The organism is Terribacillus saccharophilus, from assembly GCF_000725365.1.
GTDB classification, from domain to species: domain Bacteria; phylum Bacillota; class Bacilli; order Bacillales; family Amphibacillaceae; genus Terribacillus; species Terribacillus saccharophilus.
In genome coordinates this window covers 3,400,432-3,416,634 of the sequence record NZ_CP008876.1, presented here as the reverse complement: position 1 = coordinate 3,416,634, position 16,203 = coordinate 3,400,432, and the positions used below count along the sequence as shown (strand labels likewise).

Here is a 16,203-nt window from a genome sequence, read left to right as displayed (position 1 = left end):
CTATCTTTGACTTTATTATATACATTTTGAAGGAGGAATGCAAAGCTCTTCTCCCCTAGCATAGCCTCTAATAACAGAAAAAAACCCTTAAAAGGGTTTTAACTTTTTACTGTACTAACTGATCGGATATTTGATAGGTTAGTTAGTTCCTCAAACAGTTCCATTTCATTTATCGCGTAACGTGTTGCCAGCTCAACATGTAACATCCTGCTGTCATGATGATGTTTCCTCATCTTCATGTTAGTTAATGCCAGATGATGACGTTCAAGTATTTCCATGATAGGTGCTACACCTTCATCTCTATCGAGTTCAATTTCCAGACGATATGCTTTTTGCTTTTTACTTGATAAAAACAGCTTCTCAAAATTATTCAAGAAAATAAGAATCAGTAAGATGATAATAGTAGTGAAAACTGCTTCCATGTACATTCCTGCACCAATAACGAGTCCAAGTCCTGCTACCGTCCAGACCGAAGCAGCTGTCGTAAGCCCTCGCACTGTCGTACCATTTACCAGTATTGTTCCAGCACCTAAGAAACCAATACCGCTGATTACATATGAAGGTATACGCGCGGGATCAAATTGTACATAGTCATGCTCCTCGCTGAAGGCTGTAAAACCATATAAAGATAGAATCATCATCAGACAAGACCCTACACCAACAAGGATATGTGTGCGCAAACCAGCATGGTGATTGCCCAACCCTCGTTCCATCCCGATAGCCCCGGAGAGGAATACTGCTATTATAATTTTCATCATTACAGTTAAAAATTGATCATCAAAGTATTGCTCCATCTGTGCTTCCCTTCTTTCTCTCATTACATTATATGAATATCGACATATTAGTATGAAGTATTTATATCCCCTAATCACCAGAAGTATAAAGCAAGACATACAAAAAGCTCCTGATAAGTTATTGAATAACCTATCAGGAGTTTTTATTCTTGCCTGGCAACGTCCTACTCTCGCAGGGCGAACCCAACTACCATCGGCGCTGAAGAGCTTAACTACTGTGTTCGGCATGGGAACAGGTGTGACCTCTTCGCTATTACCACCAGACAATTCAAGAATTCAATTGAATGAACCCTCAAAACTAGATAAGAAACATGTCTTGCCAGACATCTCATGCGGCCAAGCACCGGAGTGCTTGGACTTTGGCGTTGACTTAAGTTTAGTTAAGTCCTCGATCGATTAGTATTCGTCAGCTGCACGTGTCACCACGCTTCCACCTCGAACCTATCTACCTCATCGTCTCTGAGGGATCTTACTCATTTAAAATGATGAGAAGTCTCATCTTGAGGGGGGCTTCATGCTTAGATGCTTTCAGCACTTATCCCTTCCGCACGTAGCTACCCAGCTATGCTCCTGGCGGAACAACTGGTGCACCAGCGGTGCGTCCATCCCGGTCCTCTCGTACTAAGGACAGCTCCTCTCAAACTTCTAACGCCCACGACGGATAGGGACCGAACTGTCTCACGACGTTCTGAACCCAGCTCGCGTACCGCTTTAATGGGCGAACAGCCCAACCCTTGGGACCGACTACAGCCCCAGGATGCGATGAGCCGACATCGAGGTGCCAAACCTCCCCGTCGATGTGGACTCTTGGGGGAGATAAGCCTGTTATCCCCGGGGTAGCTTTTATCCGTTGAGCGACGGCCCTTCCATACGGCACCGCCGGATCACTAAGCCCGACTTTCGTCCCTGCTCGACTTGTAGGTCTCGCAGTCAAGCTCCCTTCTGCCTTTGCACGCTACGAATGATTTCCAACCATTCTGAGGGAACCTTTGGGCGCCTCCGTTACTCTTTGGGAGGCGACCGCCCCAGTCAAACTGCCCACCTGACACTGTCTCCGAACCGGATAACGGTTCTGGGTTAGAATGTCAATACAGCCAGGGTGGTATCCCACGGATGCCTCCACCGAAGCTAGCGCTCCGGCTTCTAAGGCTCCCACCTATCCTGTACAAGCTGTACCAACATTCCATATCAGGCTACAGTAAAGCTCCACGGGGTCTTTCCGTCCTGTCGCGGGTAATGCGCATCTTCACGCATAGTATAATTTCACCGGGTCTCTCGTTGAGACAGTGCCCAAGTCGTTGCACCTTTCGTGCGGGTCGGAACTTACCCGACAAGGAATTTCGCTACCTTAGGACCGTTATAGTTACGGCCGCCGTTTACTGGGGCTTCGGTTCACAGCTTCGGGACGAAGTCCCTAACCATTCCCCTTAACCTTCCAGCACCGGGCAGGTGTCAGCCCCTATACTTCGCCTTACGGCTTTGCAGAGACCTGTGTTTTTGCTAAACAGTCGCTTGGGCCTTTTCACTGCGGCTTCTCCTTAAAAGAAGCACCCCTTCTCCCGAAGTTACGGGGTCATTTTGCCGAGTTCCTTAACGAGAGTTCTCCCGATCATCTTCGGTTACTCACCGTGCCTACCTGTGTCGGTTTGCGGTACGGGCACCTATTTCCTCACTAGAGGCTTTTCTTGGCAGTGTGAAATCAGGAACTTCGGTACTAAATTTCCCTCCCCATAACCGCCTGGAATTAGTGTTGAGTGGATTTGCCTGCTCAACTTCCTCACGGCTTGGACGCGCATAACCAGCAGCGCGCTTTCCTTATCCTCCTGCGTCCCCCCATCGTTCAAGCGGATTTAGGTGGTACAGGAATATCAACCTGTTGTCCATCGCCTACGCCTTTCGGCCTCGGCTTAGGCCCCGACTAACCCTGAGCGGACGAGCCTTCCTCAGGAAACCTTGGGCTTTCGATGAAAGAGATTCTCACTCTTTTTTCGCTACTCATACCGGCATTCTCACTTCTAAGCGCTCCAGCCGTCCTCACGATCGACCTTCACTGCCCTTAGAACGCTCTCCTACCACTGACATCGTAGATGTCAATCCGCAGCTTCGGTGGTGTGTTTAGCCCCGGTATATTTTCGGCGCAGCGTCACTCGACCAGTGAGCTATTACGCACTCTTTCAATGATGGCTGCTTCTAAGCCAACATCCTGGTTGTCTAAGCAACGCCACATCCTTTTCCACTTAACACACACTTTGGGACCTTAGCTGGCGGTCTGGGCTGTTTCCCTTTCGACCATGAACCTTATCACCCATGGTCTGACTCCCAAAGTAGATTGATTGGCATTCGGAGTTTGACTGAATTCGGTAACCCGATGAGGGCCCCTAGTCCAATCAGTGCTCTACCTCCAACCATCATCCTTTGAGGCTAGCCCTAAAGCTATTTCGGAGAGAACCAGCTATCTCCGTGTTCGATTGGCATTTCACCCCTACCCACACCTCATCCCCGCACTTTTCAACGTGCGTGGGTTCGGGCCTCCAGTCAGTGTTACCTGACCTTCACCCTGGACATGGGTAGATCACACGGTTTCGGGTCTACGACCACCTACTATATCGCCCTATTCAGACTCGCTTTCGCTGCGGCTCCGTCTATACAACTTAACCTTGCAGGGGATCGTAACTCGCCGGTCCATTCTACAAAAGGTACGCCGTCACCCATTAACGGGCTTCGACTACTTGTAGGCACACGGTTTCAGGATCTATTTCACTCCCCTTCCGGGGTGCTTTTCACCTTTCCCTCACGGTACTGGTTCACTATCGGTCACTAGGGAGTATTTAGCCTTGGGAGATGGTCCTCCCGGATTCCGACGGAATTTCACGTGTTCCGCCGTACTCAGGATACACTCCGGAGGAAACCACATTTCAAGTACAGGGCTCTTACCTTCTATGGCGGGCCATTCCAAGCCGCTTCGTCTATATGGTTTCTTTGTAACTCCAAAGGAGTGTCCTACAACCCCAGAAGGCAAGCCTTCTGGTTTGGGCTAATTCCGTTTCGCTCGCCGCTACTCAGGAAATCGCATTTGCTTTCTCTTCCTCCGGGTAATGAGATGTTTCAGTTCCCCGGGTCTGCCTCGTATTACCTATGTATTCAGTAATACGTACTATCCAATAACGGATAGCGGGTTCCCCCATTCGGAAATCTTCGGATCAAAGCTTACTTACAGCTCCCCGAAGCATATCGGTGTTAGTCCCGTCCTTCATCGGCTCCTAGTGCCAAGGCATCCACCGTGCGCCCTTCTTCACTTAACTAATAACGCATGATAAATCTATAAATCGCGACAATAATTGTCGGCTTTAAAGTTTGATGTTTTGGCATTGTTGTTTCTTATCTAGTTTTCAAGGTTCACAAGAGAGGTTGATCTCTCAAAACTGAACAAACAACCAATCACGATGTCTACTACGAAGTAGTAGTTCCAATTATCCTTAGAAAGGAGGTGATCCAGCCGCACCTTCCGATACGGCTACCTTGTTACGACTTCACCCCAATCATTGATCCCACCTTCGGCGGCTGGCTCCTAAAAGGTTACCTCACCGACTTCGGGTGTTACCAACTCTCGTGGTGTGACGGGCGGTGTGTACAAGGCCCGGGAACGTATTCACCGCGGCATGCTGATCCGCGATTACTAGCGATTCCGGCTTCATGCAGGCGAGTTGCAGCCTGCAATCCGAACTGAGAATGGTTTTATGGGATTTGCTTAGCCTCGCGACTTTGCTGCCCTTTGTACCATCCATTGTAGCACGTGTGTAGCCCAGGTCATAAGGGGCATGATGATTTGACGTCATCCCCACCTTCCTCCGGTTTGTCACCGGCAGTCACTCTAGAGTGCCCAACTTAATGCTGGCAACTAGAATCAAGGGTTGCGCTCGTTGCGGGACTTAACCCAACATCTCACGACACGAGCTGACGACAACCATGCACCACCTGTCACGCTGTCCCCGAAGGGAACGTCTTGTCTCCAAGATTGTCAGCGGATGTCAAGACCTGGTAAGGTTCTTCGCGTTGCTTCGAATTAAACCACATGCTCCACCGCTTGTGCGGGCCCCCGTCAATTCTTTTGAGTTTCAGCCTTGCGGCCGTACTCCCCAGGCGGAGTGCTTAATGCGTTAACTTCAGCACTAAGGGGCGGAAACCCCCTAACACCTAGCACTCATCGTTTACGGCGTGGACTACCAGGGTATCTAATCCTGTTTGCTCCCCACGCTTTCGCTCCTCAGCGTCAGTTACAGACCAGAGAGTCGCCTTCGCCACTGGTGTTCCTCCACATATCTACGCATTTCACCGCTACACGTGGAATTCCACTCTCCTCTTCTGCACTCAAGTTCCCCAGTTTCCAATGACCCTCCACAGTTGAGCTGTGGGCTTTCACATCAGACTTAAGAAACCGCCTACGAGCCCTTTACGCCCAATAATTCCGGACAACGCTTGCCCCCTACGTATTACCGCGGCTGCTGGCACGTAGTTAGCCGGGGCTTTCTGGTTAGGTACCGTCAAGGTACGAGCAGTTACTCTCGTACTTGTTCTTCCCTAACAACAGAGCTTTACGACCCGAAGGCCTTCATCGCTCACGCGGCGTTGCTCCGTCAGACTTTCGTCCATTGCGGAAGATTCCCTACTGCTGCCTCCCGTAGGAGTCTGGGCCGTGTCTCAGTCCCAGTGTGGCCGATCACCCTCTCAGGTCGGCTATGCATCGTCGCCTTGGTGGGCCATTACCCCACCAACTAGCTAATGCACCGCGGGCCCATCTGTAAGTGACAGCCGAAACCGTCTTTCCATTTCCAATCAGGAGAAAGGAAATACTATCCGGTATTAGCTCCGGTTTCCCGAAGTTATCCCAGTCTTACAGGCAGGTTGCCCACGTGTTACTCACCCGTCCGCCGCTCATTCCGCCAGAATCACCCCGAAGGGGTCATCTGGTTTCCTGCGCTCGACTTGCATGTATTAGGCACGCCGCCAGCGTTCGTCCTGAGCCAAGATCAAACTCTCCATGAAAGTTTTGATGCTTTTGCTCGTTAGAGCTGACGTTGATCTTACGATCTTGTCGTTTAATTTGTAATTGGTTGTTTTGTTCAGTTTTCAAAGATCAACAACTGCCTTACGACAGTAACTAAATACTATCATCATATTTCGCGACTGTCAACACTAGTTTCGAAGAAAGATAGAATATTAAAGAGGAAAACGTCGGAACGCCTTCCTCACTCAGGTTCTCTATGCCTTATTTAAAGACAAGTTCACCTTTCCATTCTAGCATTCCGCCATCCATATTAATCACGTCATAACCTTGGTTTTCCATAAACGCAGCAGCATTCATGCTTCTGTGACCGCCACGGCAGACAAGTACATATGTGTCATCCGCCGACAATTCAGGCAGCTTTTCAGGTATTTGCTGCAGCGGGATATGAATCGCACCAGGAATCATACCTTGCTCTACTTCTTCATCTTCCCGAACATCGATTACTTTATAGGAGGAAGTGCCTTTTTCAATTAGATCATCCAATTCTTCCGGTTGTATATTGCGCATTTATAGTTCCCCTTTATTTAAAATAGAATCCCTTCCGTAAAACAGAAGGGATTCGCCGCCAATTAATTTGCTACTACATTAACTAGCTTGCCCGGAACGACAATCACTTTACGGACTGTCTTTCCTTCCAGCCAGCTTTTCATTTGTTCGTCGTTTAATGCGATTTTCTCAAGCTCTTCTTTAGAAGCATCATGAGGCACCATAACTTTTGCACGTAGCTTGCCCATGGCCTGTAATACAATTTCAATTTCCTGTTCTACAAGCTTCGACTCATCATGAACGGGCCATTCAGCGTACGTAATTGTTTCATCATGACCAAGCTTAGTCCATAGTTCCTCCGCAATATGCGGCGCAACTGGGGAAAGTAACTTCATGAATCCTTCCGCAAATTCGCGCGGGATGACAGGTGCTTTGTAACAATCATTGATGAATACCATCAATTGAGAGATACCTGTATTAAAGCGCAAAGCTTCAAAGTCCTCTGTCACTTTCTTCACAGTTTCGTGATACGTTTTTTGCAGGTCTTCAGATTCTGTGTCTTGTACTTTCTCTGAAAGTTCGCCAGTTTCTGTGATGAACAAACGCCAAATACGATCAAGGAATCGACGGGAACCATCTAATCCATTTTCAGACCAAGCGATGGAAGCATCCAACGGCCCCATAAACATTTCGTATAGACGAAGTGTATCTGCACCATGGGATTCGATAACATCGTCAGGGTTAACCACGTTACCTTTGGATTTACTCATTTTTTCATTATTTTCTCCAAGGATCATCCCTTGGTTATATAACTTTTGGAAAGGTTCTTTAGTTGGTACAGCACCGATATCAAATAAGAATTTATGCCAGAAGCGCGCATACAGCAAATGAAGAACAGCATGTTCTGCTCCACCGATATATACATCAACCGGCAACCATTTTTTCAGTGTTTCAAAATCAGCAAGCTTCTCTGGATTCTTCGGATCGATATAACGAAGGAAGTACCAGCAGCTGCCTGCCCATTGAGGCATTGTATGTGTTTCGCGTTTCCCTTTCTTGCCTGTTTCAGGATCAGTGACATTCACCCAATCCGTAATATTTGCAAGTGGAGATTCACCTGTACCTGATGATTTAATTTCATCGGTTTTCGGCAAAACAAGCGGAAGCTCTTCCTCCGGCACACTTGTCATTGTGCCATCTTCCCAATGGATTACAGGAATCGGCTCACCCCAGTAGCGCTGACGGCTGAAAATCCAGTCACGCAGACGGTAGCTGATTTTTTTCGAACCTTGTTTGTTTTCTTCCAGCCAAGCGATTGCTGCAGAAATTGCTTCTTGTTTATTCATACCATCAAGGAAATCAGAATTGATATGTGCTCCCTCTCCAGTATAAGCTTCATTTTCTATATCAGCACCTTCGATGACTGCTTTTATCGGCAAATCGAAAGTCTTCGCAAATTCATAGTCGCGTTCATCATGCGCAGGTACTGCCATGATAGCTCCGGAACCATAGCTCATAAGTACATAGTCTGCGATCCAGATCGGCATTTTTTCGCCATTAACTGGGTTGATTGCATACGCACCAGTAAAGACACCTGTTTTCTCTTTTGCAAGATCTGTACGCTCCAAATCACTCTTCGCTGCCACTTCTTGTTTGTAGCTTTCAACTGCTTTCTGCTGCGCATCAGAAGTAATCTTATCAACTAGCGGATGCTCTGGAGACAGTACCGCAAATGTAGCACCAAACAAAGTATCCGGACGAGTTGTAAACACATCAAAACTTTCCTCAGTTCCTACTATACGGAAAGTCACTTCTGCACCTTCCGAGCGTCCGATCCAGTTGCGCTGCATTTCTTTCAAGCTATCTGGCCAGTCAAGTTCATCCAAGTCTTCCAAAAGGCGATCGGCATAGGCAGTAATACGAAGTACCCATTGCTTCATTGGCTTGCGGATAACAGGATGCCCGCCGCGTTCGCTCTTTCCGTCGATAACTTCTTCATTGGAAAGTACAGTACCAAGAGCAGGACACCAGTTCACTGCTACTTCATCCACATAAGCAAGACCCTTTTTATACAACTGAAGGAAAATCCATTGTGTCCATTTATAGTATTCTGGATCTGTTGTATTAACTTCACGATCCCAATCGTAAGAGAACCCAAGTTCCTTGATCTGTCTTGTGAAGGTTGCGATATTCTTTTTCGTAAATTCTTCTGGGTCATTCCCTGTATCTAGCGCATACTGCTCCGCAGGTAATCCGAATGCATCCCAGCCAATTGGATGCAGCACTTCAAAGCCTTGCATTCGCTTCATACGAGACAAAATATCTGTAGCTGTATAACCTTCAGGGTGTCCTACATGCAGACCTGCACCTGACGGATAAGGAAACATATCCAAGGCATAAAACTTTTCTTTTTCAGAGGAAGTATCTGTTTTGAACGTTTTGTTTTCTTCCCAATAAGCTTGCCATTTCTTTTCTATTTCATGGTGATTGAATGACATATCGTGTGCCTCCTGTACTCTCTTCAACTTGAACAATTCTGACCGTGAAGCAAAGAAAAAAGCCCCTCATCCCAATAATGGGACGAGAGACTTCTCCCGCGGTACCACCCAACTTTAGCGCAAATGCGCTCGCTCGACATTCCTTAACGCGGAAAACGGCAAAAAGTACTGGTAGTTCCCTTTTGCAATTATGAAGGCGAGTTCACAAGATGCCGGGACGGCTTGCACCAAAATGCCGTCTCTCTTAAGCCAAGCAGAGCTTGCTACTACTCCTTCTCCTCATCGTTCACAGTATTGTTGTGTCCAGTGTACGGAAATGCGCTGCATTTGTCAAGATTCGGCAGCTTCCGTCTGGAACACCGAAACAGCATCCTGCAATTCGCGTGTAACGCGGTCAAGCTGACGGACTGTCATTGCCAACTGTTCATAAGCACCATACTGTTCATTGGTAGAATGATGTACTACATCTATTTTTGCAGTATTTTCCTGAAGAGTACTGCTGATTTGTTCTACCCTGCCAAGAACCTCTGTACCCAATCGCTCCGATTGGACACTGCCGCTTTGAATTTGGTGCAGTCGATTCGAAATGGACTGAAACTTCTCTTCTATTTCCATAAATGAGCTTTCCATACTTTCCATAGAAGCAGTTTCTGCTTTGGCCACCTCATGACCAAACTGCACAGCTTCGGATAAACTCATCGTACCCTGGCGAATTGCTCCCACTGTTTGATAGATAGCATCAGCAGATGATTTGGACTCATCCGCAAGCTTGCGAATCTCATCTGCTACAACAGCAAAGCCTTTCCCTGCTTCACCAGCTCTTGCAGCCTCAATTGCGGCGTTTAGCGCAAGCAAATTGGTCTGTTCAGCAACCGAGGATACCGATGCTACCATTTGCTCGATCTGCTGAGAATATTGGATGAAATCTCGCAGCGACGCTTCCATCAAATCTCTGCTCTCTCCATTCTTGACCGTGAGCTGCTGCTGGTTATGTACAGTTTCCCTTCCTCGTACCGCTGCTTCTGATGCAAGCTTGCCAAGTGCGACTGTTTCGGTTGCAAAAGTACTGTTAGCACTTCCTTGCTTGTCCATTTGTTCTATTAGTGTCACCGTTTGCTGCAAATCTGTAGAAATAAGCTGCGAACCGGATGTGATTTCCCCAACGGAAGCAGCAATTTCTTTATGCAGCCCCTGCAGATTCTGATTGTCCTTATCAATTTCAGCAGACATTCCAGCTACTTCATCGCCTGCCTTTTCTATAGAGCCAATCAAGTTCTTCAGCTGTTCTGTCATTTGCCCAAAGGCTTGATTCATTTCACTGATTTCCAGACTGCCCGTCTTTTCTAACGGCTCTACCGTTAAATCACCTGCTGCAATTTGGTTCGTTCTGGACGCAAGCGCCAATAAGGGATCTGCAATCGATTTACTTGTTCTTCGAGATGTATAGTTAGTAATGAGTATGAGCAGCAGCACTCCTATAACAGAAACCACAATTACAAATGTAATCTGATTTTGCAAAGCAAGCTGTTCATCCTCATATGCTGCTGTACTATATGCGTTCGCCATATAAATATCATTCAGCAGCCCTTGAACACGGCTTGATAACCGCAGCGCATCCATCTCATTTACATTAGTCAAAAGACTCGTAACTTCCCCTTGCCAGTCATCATACTTTGCTTTTCCTGCTTCAAGATATGCTGCTGATTGTCCTTCTGATGATTGCAAAAGCTGTTTGAAGCTCGAATTGCTTTGTTCCATATAAGACCGTAAATCCGCTGCTGATGAATCGGTACGGATTGTAGTTGTATTTCTCAGTACCTGTCCGGCATTGTTCAGCTGGCTGTCCAGCTGCTGAAGCTGGAGAAGATGCTGAACTTGCTCATAACTTGAAGCATTAATTCTTATCATACTGAAAATGATAAAAGCAATGAGCACCAATGCTAATGCACTAGTCCCTGCTGCCTGCAGGAATAGTTTCCGTGTCAGTTTCATTTAGCTCACTCCGATTCTAACAGCTTTTGTGTCGCTGTGTGGACTTTCCCTTCAACTGTGTCTGTGATACTGACAACAGCAACAGGGCTTAAAGCCACAGCCTGCTCCTTCAAGCCGATCATATTGTCTTCAGGCAGCTCATTGCCTTTTGAGTCCTGTTCCAGAAAATCGAATATGACATGATCAATTTGCAGCAAAGCAGACGTGACGACATTATCAGGAGCGATATAGCTCTGGTCACTTCCAGCACCGATTGCATAAACATCCGCTAGTGATGCTTGCTCCAGTACTGCCTTTCCAGCTTCACCAGGCTCGGCAAAAAGAATCTCCGCTTCCTCTGCAATCAATTCCTTCGCGACTTTGCTGCCTGATGATGTATCGTCCGGTGATGCCTCTCCAACGAGCAGTTCAGTATCCTTGGATGTAGCTGCAATTCCTTGTTTGAAACCTTCAAGGTAAGCACTGGAAGACTCCCCAATGAAACCTGCTTTACCAGACTGCGATACAGTAGCAGCTGCCACCCCAGCTAAATAACCTGCCTGCTCTGTATCGAAAGTGTAGCCGAATAGATTATCACCTTTCAGCTCTGTCTCAAAAGCTATGTATGTAATAGAAGGATTGGCCTTTGCCTGGCTTGTTACAGCATTTTCTGCCGCTGCTTCCAAAGTGATAATCGTATCCATTCCTTCATCGGCTAAATCCTGTAATGCTTTCTCATAAGTAAGTTCTGGAGTAATTTCTTTATATGTATAGTTAATATCAAGCCGGTCTCTCGCTTTCGTCAATCCTTCGATCGCCAAATCATTCCATTCCTGATCTCCGAGTCCTACTTCTGTCAAAACGATACCGATGCGTTTTTCTTCATCCAGCTTGGCTGCAGCCGGGTTTGCGGCGCACCCAGATAAATAACATAAAATCAAGGCACAAATAGGTATTAAGATGCGCTTATACATGTCGATATACTCCCTTCTCTTTCTTCACACTACTACTATGGTCCTTATATCGACATGTTTCTACATTTATTTGGTAAATTAATTGTAAATTTTCCTTTACATTAAAGAGATTTGATTTGCTAAATAAGCACAGGTAGCGTAAAAATAAGAGAGAACAATTTGTTAGAGAGAGGATTCAAGAAATGCTAAAACATGTTATCGCTTATGCACACGAACTGATGGAGCAAGTGATTCATCCAGGAGATACAGTCATTGATGCCACATGCGGCAATGGGAATGATACACTCGCACTGAGCCGTTTTGTCGGAGAAGAAGGTAAGGTGCTAGCATTCGATATACAGGAGCAAGCTATCGAAATGACGAGCAAGCACTTAAGCCTGCATGATGTAACGAATACGACTTTAATTCTGGACAGCCACCAGCGTGTCGATCATTATATAACACCCGAAGATGAGGGAAAGCTTGCTGGAGCCATTTTCAATTTAGGCTATTTGCCCGGTAGCAATAAAGCCATTACCACTAATGCAGAAAGCACGATTACTGCAATTGAGAAAATTCGCCATGCGTTGAAACCCGGCGGAAGAATCGTGTTGGTTGTTTATCATGGTCATCCGGAAGGCGCTATTGAAAAAGAAGGATTGCTTGCCCACGTAAAAGATTATGATCAAAAACATTACGCCGTCTTGCAGTATCGCTTTCTAAACCAGAAAAACACCCCGCCATTCATAATTGCTATCGAGAAGAAAAAATAAAAGAAGCGCGAGCCCCTAACTAACCGGGGTACGCGCTTCTTTCATTTTGTTATATGCTTTTATATTCAAATGGAAAAACTTCGATTTGTTTCCACTTGCCTTGAGCAGTGTTTTGATCATCTGCTTTCCATCTGAGAGGAGACTTACCTTGCTATCCGCCAAGTACAGTCCAACAAGTCCGTGATGGACCATTTCATGGAATGAAGCATGCGGAAGGCGCTGCACGCTTTCGTTCGTCCGCTCTATGAAGTACAGAAGTCTTTCACGCATTTCCTCTGCATCTCGGTAATAATGGCAGAAATTAAGATCCCCTTCTTCTTCATCTTCCATCTGATCGATATAGTAATCCAGCAAAATGTGCAGACCTTGCATATACGGGAAATAGCTTTGATAGATATCGTCGGCCAATTGGTGGTCGAGTTCCATCCCCATTCCATAAGATACGAAACAGAAGATGCCGAGCGTTGATCCACTGCACGCCGAGAATTCATACCACGTAAGATCCCGGTGCTCTTCTTGATGATGTGAAAACCAGGTTGTCAGTCTTTCGATCCGCTCTTCCTTTGCCACATGCTTGTGTACTTGTAAATCTCCGTATAAACCGGAAAGTTTCAATAAATACGGCTGCAGAACTTGCAGATTTGACTGTTTGCTAAGGATGGTCTGACAAGTGAAAACAAGTGAGTGCAAGTATCCGCCGTCTTCCCGCTCGTCACGTAATGCGTAATAATCCTTTAGCTTTTCACCGGGCTGAAGTGCATCGAGCATTGATTGATGTAATAGACGAAAATCTTCTGGGTCAAGAGAAGTACTGCGATCACATAGATTATCAAGATAGTCACTGATAGTTTGATAGGCAATAATGAATTTTATCGCTTGCTTCCACGCATCTCCAGCAAGCAGACTGTATACAGCCCCGCCCTGACAATGGAAGCGTTTGGTCCGAATACTCTCCAGCGCCTGCTTGCGCAGTTCCGGATCCGGTATCGCTTCTGCCCGCTGCGTCCATAGTTCCAATTCTTTATGTACTTCCGGGAATATTTTCCGATATACTTGATGCATAAGTAAAACTGATGACTTTGGTATTTGTTGGGCCATAATGTGATTTCGCTCCTCGAATCCGGGATTGTCTTCTTTCCAAAAAATCTATTAATTCTATAAGAACATAAACGAAGGGAGTATTCAAATGATATACGAATACGACAAGAAACGTCCACATGTTCACAAAGAAGCTTATGTAGCTCCTGACGCCGTTATTACAGGAGACGTCACGATTAAAAAAGATGCCAGTATCTGGTTCAAGACAGTGATACGCGGTGATGTTTCACCAGTTATAATCGGAGAAGGTGCCAATGTGCAGGATCTTTGTGTTCTTCACCAAAGTCCTGACCTTCCTCTTATTATAAAGCAAGGAGCTACGATAGGTCACCAAGTAACGCTGCATTCTTGCACAATCGGAAAGAATTCCCTTGTAGGCATGGGGTCACTTGTACTTGATGGTGCGGTTATCGAGGACGGTGCTTATGTAGGCGCAGGTTCCCTAGTTCCTCCAGGCAAGACGATTCCTTCCGGCAAACTCGCATTCGGCAGACCTGCCAAAGTAATACGTGATTTGACTGAAGCTGATTTCCAAGACATGGAGCGTATACGAATGGAGTATATTAAGAAAAGTAAACAGTATAAAGAAACAATATAAAAAGCCGTTCCTCTCACAGGAACGGCTTTCTTATTATGTGGTCTGCAGTTTGCTTTCCACTCTGTCGACTTTTTGGAATTCCGCAAAGTCATACTTACGTTCAACGTAAATCTGATGCCATAGCATGAAGGCAAGTACAGTCCAGATTTTACGGCTGTAATCCCCTTTACCTTGACAATGTGCATCTAACAGATTCAGGATATAGTCTTTATGCAAAAGATGGTCTGTTTGGCTTTCATGGATGAGTGTCTTCGCCCACCCATTCAATTCATTTTTCAGCCAGTGACGCATAGGTACTGGGAAACCAAGTTTTTTACGATGCAAAACATGATCCGGTACAATACCTTCTACTGCTTCACGAAGTAAGCTCTTCGTTGTGTTGTTGGCGATTTTCAAATCTTCCGGAATCTCGCGGGCAACACGGAATACTTCTTTATCCAAGAATGGTACACGAAGCTCGAGTGAATGTGCCATTGTCATCTTATCTGCTTTTAAGAGAATGTCTCCGCGCATCCAAGTATGGATGTCGATATACTGCATTTGATCAACAAGCGATTCTTTTTTCACATTCTCATACAATGGAGCTGTGATCTGCTGGTAGTGGACCGCATCATTGTATGTTTTCAAAAGCTTCAGCTTGTCTGCATCCTCAAACATTTTAGCATTACCGATATAACGATCCTTCAATGGTGTTGTACCACGCTCTAGGAAGCTCTTACCGCGTACACCTTCAGGCAATATTTTAGCTACTCTTGCAAGCAGTGCTTTTGCAGGTCCTGGAATACTATCGAACATGCGCAAGGACTCAGGTTCACGGTAGATATTGTATCCGCCGAATAGTTCATCCGAACCTTCACCGGAAAGTACAACCGTTACATGTTTGCTAGCTTCCCTTGCAACGAAGTAAAGTGCCACAGCAGATGGATCCGCCAATGGATCATCCATATGCCACATGATTTTCGGAAGTTTTTCTAAGTATTCTTCAGGTGTAATGATATGGGAATAGTTTTCTACGCCGAGTTTCTCAGCTGTTTCTTTCGCCACATCCACTTCGGAGAATCCTTCACGTTCAAAACCGACAGAGAATGTCTTCAAATTCGGATTGAATTGCTTCGCAATGGCTACAATGATGGAAGAATCAATTCCACCAGAAAGGAAGGAACCAACCGGAACATCACTTCGCATATGCTTGCTTACGGAATCATGAAGAACATCCTGGATACGAGTGATCCAAGCTTGCTTGTCCATGATTTTCGGTGAGAATGTCGCATGCCAGTAACGATGGAATTCTATCGGTTCACCTTCACGCTTCACGAAGTAATGACCAGGTTCAACTTTCTTAATACCTTCTGTCATCGTGAACGGTTCCGGTACATACTGGTAGCTCAAATAATGCTGCAGCGCTTCTGTATCGACTGTCTCTGATTCTTCCAGAAGAGTGATGCTCTTCTTCTCAGATGCGAAGAAAATCTCATCATCTGTCTCTTTATAGAAGAGTGGTTTAATACCAAATGGGTCACGTGCTCCGAAAAGTGTCTTCTTCTCTTTATCCCATAGCAAAATGCTGAACATACCGCGAAGCTCTTTGAATGCTTCCGTCCCGTATGTATGGTACATCGCTGCGATGACCTCGGTGTCGGATTCTGTCTTGAACTCAGCGCCTTTTTTCAGCAATTCTTCACGAAGCTCTACATAGTTGTAGATTTCCCCGTTGAAAACCATCCAGATTCTTTCATCATCATAGCTTAATGGCTGAACACCAGCCTCGATATCGATAATACTCAAGCGGCGGAAACCGAATGAGACATGTTCGTCATGATAATATCCTTCATCATCCGGACCGCGGTGCGTGATGATGTTGTTCTGTTGTTTGAATTTATCCTTATCAGCTTGCGTTAATTGTTTTACGTTTTTTCTGATTACGCCAATCAAACCACACATTTAATGTTAGCCTCTCTTTCATTACT

At 45.9% G+C, this 16,203-nt stretch carries 9 protein-coding genes, 3 rRNA genes and 1 other annotated feature; of the genes, 2 read left to right on the top strand and 10 right to left on the bottom strand.

What is annotated here, in order from left to right; translation table 11 throughout:
- Positions 1 to 98 precede the first annotated feature (98 nt).
- The 8 genes from GZ22_RS16985 to GZ22_RS16950 form a co-directional block, all read right to left on the bottom strand.
- The gene (locus GZ22_RS16985; protein ID WP_038565090.1) at positions 99 to 794 is read right to left on the bottom strand and encodes an MgtC/SapB family protein; all 696 of its coding nucleotides are present in this window, start codon (positions 792 to 794) and stop codon (positions 99 to 101) included.
- A gap of 151 nt (positions 795 to 945) precedes the next feature.
- Positions 946 to 1,058 (bottom strand): 5S ribosomal RNA (rrf, locus tag GZ22_RS16980).
- A gap of 112 nt (positions 1,059 to 1,170) precedes the next feature.
- A 23S ribosomal RNA gene (locus GZ22_RS16975) occupies positions 1,171 to 4,096 on the bottom strand.
- A 178-nt stretch (positions 4,097 to 4,274) separates the two neighbouring features.
- Positions 4,275 to 5,837 (bottom strand): 16S ribosomal RNA (locus GZ22_RS16970).
- The 16S, 23S and 5S rRNA genes sit together here, the layout of an rRNA operon.
- 223 nt (positions 5,838 to 6,060) lie before the next feature.
- Positions 6,061 to 6,366, bottom strand: coding sequence for a rhodanese-like domain-containing protein (locus GZ22_RS16965; protein ID WP_038565087.1), 306 nt, complete (start codon positions 6,364 to 6,366; stop codon positions 6,061 to 6,063).
- A 62-nt stretch (positions 6,367 to 6,428) separates the two neighbouring features.
- Complete coding sequence (gene leuS, locus GZ22_RS16960) at positions 6,429 to 8,843, bottom strand: leucine--tRNA ligase (RefSeq protein WP_038565083.1); 2,415 nt, start codon at positions 8,841 to 8,843, stop codon at positions 6,429 to 6,431.
- A gap of 75 nt (positions 8,844 to 8,918) precedes the next feature.
- Positions 8,919 to 9,132, bottom strand: a binding site (T-box leader).
- Between the two features lie 41 nt (positions 9,133 to 9,173).
- A complete protein-coding gene (locus GZ22_RS16955; protein ID WP_038565082.1) occupies positions 9,174 to 10,835 on the bottom strand; it encodes a methyl-accepting chemotaxis protein in 1,662 nt (553 codons plus the stop codon).
- Between the two features lie 5 nt (positions 10,836 to 10,840).
- On the bottom strand, positions 10,841 to 11,788 hold the full coding sequence (locus tag GZ22_RS16950; protein WP_038565080.1) for a BMP family ABC transporter substrate-binding protein: 948 nt from the start codon (positions 11,786 to 11,788) through the stop codon (positions 10,841 to 10,843).
- Between the two features lie 182 nt (positions 11,789 to 11,970).
- Here GZ22_RS16950 and mnmM point away from each other — a divergent pair, with 182 nt between their 5' ends.
- Positions 11,971 to 12,540 (top strand): tRNA 5-(aminomethyl)-2-thiouridylate-methyltransferase MnmM, encoded by a 570-nt coding sequence (gene mnmM / locus GZ22_RS16945; protein ID WP_038565078.1) that lies wholly within the window; start codon positions 11,971 to 11,973, stop codon positions 12,538 to 12,540.
- A 15-nt stretch (positions 12,541 to 12,555) separates the two neighbouring features.
- On the opposite strand, the gene GZ22_RS16940 is transcribed toward mnmM, so the two are convergent.
- Complete coding sequence (locus GZ22_RS16940) at positions 12,556 to 13,638, bottom strand: tetraprenyl-beta-curcumene synthase family protein (RefSeq protein WP_038565076.1); 1,083 nt, start codon at positions 13,636 to 13,638, stop codon at positions 12,556 to 12,558.
- 88 nt (positions 13,639 to 13,726) lie between these two features.
- Between GZ22_RS16940 and GZ22_RS16935 the strand changes: the two genes are divergently transcribed.
- The gene (locus GZ22_RS16935) at positions 13,727 to 14,236 is read left to right on the top strand and encodes a gamma carbonic anhydrase (RefSeq protein WP_038565074.1); all 510 of its coding nucleotides are present in this window, start codon (positions 13,727 to 13,729) and stop codon (positions 14,234 to 14,236) included.
- Between the two features lie 33 nt (positions 14,237 to 14,269).
- On the opposite strand, the gene asnB is transcribed toward GZ22_RS16935, so the two are convergent.
- Positions 14,270 to 16,177 carry an asparagine synthase (glutamine-hydrolyzing) gene (gene asnB / locus GZ22_RS16930; RefSeq protein ID WP_038565071.1) on the bottom strand — a complete coding sequence of 636 codons (1,908 nt, stop codon included), beginning with the start codon at positions 16,175 to 16,177 and terminating at the stop codon, positions 14,270 to 14,272.
- Positions 16,178 to 16,203 lie beyond the last annotated feature (26 nt).

What these genes read in the sequence shown, in the direction of transcription:
- GZ22_RS16985 (WP_038565090.1), bottom strand. Translation starts at nt 794, where the DNA reads ATGGAGCAATACTTTGATGATCAATTTTTAACTGTAATGATGAAAATT.
- GZ22_RS16965 (WP_038565087.1), bottom strand. Translation starts at nt 6,366, where the DNA reads ATGCGCAATATACAACCGGAAGAATTGGATGATCTAATTGAAAAAGGC.
- leuS (WP_038565083.1), bottom strand. Translation starts at nt 8,843, where the DNA reads ATGTCATTCAATCACCATGAAATAGAAAAGAAATGGCAAGCTTATTGG.
- GZ22_RS16955 (WP_038565082.1), bottom strand. Translation starts at nt 10,835, where the DNA reads ATGAAACTGACACGGAAACTATTCCTGCAGGCAGCAGGGACTAGTGCA.
- GZ22_RS16950 (WP_038565080.1), bottom strand. Translation starts at nt 11,788, where the DNA reads ATGTATAAGCGCATCTTAATACCTATTTGTGCCTTGATTTTATGTTAT.
- mnmM (WP_038565078.1), top strand. Translation starts at nt 11,971, where the DNA reads ATGCTAAAACATGTTATCGCTTATGCACACGAACTGATGGAGCAAGTG.
- GZ22_RS16940 (WP_038565076.1), bottom strand. Translation starts at nt 13,638, where the DNA reads ATGGCCCAACAAATACCAAAGTCATCAGTTTTACTTATGCATCAAGTA.
- GZ22_RS16935 (WP_038565074.1), top strand. Translation starts at nt 13,727, where the DNA reads ATGATATACGAATACGACAAGAAACGTCCACATGTTCACAAAGAAGCT.
- asnB (WP_038565071.1), bottom strand. Translation starts at nt 16,177, where the DNA reads ATGTGTGGTTTGATTGGCGTAATCAGAAAAAACGTAAAACAATTAACG.